Annotated in this window: 3 protein-coding genes and 1 pseudogene; 1 reads left to right on the top strand and 3 read right to left on the bottom strand. The window is 40.5% G+C overall.

Features of this window, described 5'->3' with window-relative positions:
- Window positions 1-266, top strand: a 266-nt coding sequence (locus H8A87_RS19145) for a SymE family type I addiction module toxin (RefSeq protein WP_232370373.1), incomplete at its 5' end; no start/stop codon positions are given.
- 69 nt (window positions 267-335) lie between these two features.
- Here the strand turns inward: H8A87_RS19145 and H8A87_RS19140 are convergent.
- From H8A87_RS19140 to H8A87_RS20575, 3 genes and pseudogenes are all read right to left on the bottom strand, one after another.
- A complete protein-coding gene (locus tag H8A87_RS19140) occupies window positions 336-872 on the bottom strand; it encodes a hypothetical protein (RefSeq protein ID WP_198691475.1) in 537 nt (178 codons plus the stop codon).
- Between the two features lie 14 nt (window positions 873-886).
- Window positions 887-1,312: a hypothetical protein gene (locus tag H8A87_RS19135; RefSeq protein WP_198691474.1), complete on the bottom strand. Its 426-nt coding sequence runs from the start codon at window positions 1,310-1,312 to the stop codon at window positions 887-889.
- Window positions 1,307-1,390 (bottom strand): annotated as a pseudogene (locus H8A87_RS20575) (RHS repeat-associated core domain-containing protein); the annotation flags it as partial. The pseudogene H8A87_RS20575 and the gene H8A87_RS19135, both read right to left, overlap by 6 nt.
- Window positions 1,391-1,441: the final 51 nt, after the last annotated feature.

The following is a 1,441-nucleotide window of genomic DNA, read 5'->3' as shown; positions in this document are numbered from 1 at the left end:
AACGTTATTACACCGTGGGATATGTCCCGCAAAACGACAAGGCCAATGCCCCGCCCGCAATCCATCTTAAGGGGCAATGGCTTAAACAGGCAGGCTTTGAGACTGGCGGCGCGGTGACGGTGAAGATCATGGACGGTTGTCTGGTGCTGATCCCCGCGAGTTCCGAGACCAACAGCCTCAGGCAGCAATACCAGCGCCAGCGCGCGCAAATCAGTGACATTAAGCTGCGGATGCGGGAGCTGATTGGGGATTACAAAAGCAACTAAGGGCAGGGAGTGAGCCGCTCTTAACAGAACAAAGCCGGAAGATCACGAGGGATCTTTCCGGCTATTTTATTAAAGTAAAGAAGAAAGCTTTTCTAAATAGTCAATATCATTAATGACCCAATATTTTTCGTTCTTAGGCAGAATACTTTCATCAAATTTGCGCATAAAATCAATAAACTCACCATTCCAACCATCAGGAACATATCTTTCCACAGGTATTTTTCCTGGGTATGGATAACATGCACTTAATTTTTTTGAATCAAAATTAATGAATGCCATAGGAAATAGCTCGTGAGAGTCCCACCAAGAAGAAGAGTTTTGTATTTTTTCCTTGAATTCCTCTAGTTTTTTATTATCGACCTTAAAAGGCAAAATATTGTCAAGAAATTTTTCTTTAGTTGCATCATTAACAATTAAAATGCCGAATCGATCATCAGCACTGTCTTCTGGACAAACAATGTCATTGTCAACAAAATCTCTATGCCATTTTTGTCTATCCAGCACCCATATTTCTCTGTCTGATTGATACCAAGTAATAATATTATTGTTCTTTATTGCAACAACAACATTATCATCGGCTAAGAAATCATCATCTTCCTCAAACATATAACCACCTTAATTTATTTTTTTACTTTTCCAGAGCCGGGAACAGCATTCTCTTCTAGCCATTTAGTCCACACTTTAGGGAATTCGTATGAGTCACCGGGGGTTGTTGGATCTACTATTTTAGGAGCCATTCCTTTCTGATTTAATGGATTTGTTTTATAACCTTTTTGCGGAATGGCGTTTTCTTTAATAAATTCGTTAAACCATTTAGGGATTTCAAATGAAACGATTTCAGCATCTCCGCCCCTAATATTCTTAAAATGCTCAGCATGTTTAGTATCCCCAATACTGATATTTAAGGTAGCATTTTGAATTTTAGGAGTTCCAGCGTCATCGACTCTTATTCTGTGATGACTTGCGTTGGGAGGTATTCCGCCTTGAACTCTAAATACAGTGACGGTATCTCCAACATCTCCTTTGTTACCTAAGCCACCTGCCAATCCATATGGATCGATCCAGTTAGCCGGATTATGTACATATCCGTAAGGGTTAAGTCCACCTGCCAGCCCTATCGGGTCTTCGGGATTACCCCGACACGACCATACTTTTTAGTCAGGATTTTTTCTTTA

This window comes from Xenorhabdus lircayensis (assembly GCF_016306625.1).
In the GTDB taxonomy this organism is placed as follows: Bacteria; Pseudomonadota; Gammaproteobacteria; order Enterobacterales; family Enterobacteriaceae; genus Xenorhabdus; species Xenorhabdus lircayensis.
This window is presented reverse-complemented; position numbering and strand designations above follow the sequence as displayed.